At 63.9% G+C, this 241-nt stretch carries 1 pseudogene; it reads right to left on the bottom strand.

From position 1 onward, the window contains the following. Window positions 1–147, bottom strand: a pseudogene (locus IG69_RS21900) (IS3 family transposase); the annotation flags it as partial. Window positions 148–241 lie beyond the last annotated feature (94 nt).

The raw sequence follows: 241 nt of genomic DNA, 5'->3' as shown, positions 1-241 counted from the left end.
GGGGGTCAATCGGCCGAGGGCGTTCTGCCTGCGGCGGCGGTGGTAGGTGCGTTCGATCCAGGTGATGATGGCGATGCGCAGTTCTTGGCGGGTGGCCCAGGCGCGGCGGTTCAGGACGTTCTTCTGCAGCAGGGAGAAGAAGGACTGTGAGACTTCCGGCATGCTGCGCGGCAAGGTGGTGCCGGCTGACGTGACCCACAGAATGACCGACCCCGCCGGTGTCTTCATTGAGAGATATGTC

It is taken from the genome of Phycicoccus jejuensis, from assembly GCF_000720925.1.
Taxonomy (GTDB): Bacteria; Actinomycetota; Actinomycetes; order Actinomycetales; family Dermatophilaceae; genus Phycicoccus; species Phycicoccus jejuensis.
This window is presented reverse-complemented; position numbering and strand designations above follow the sequence as displayed.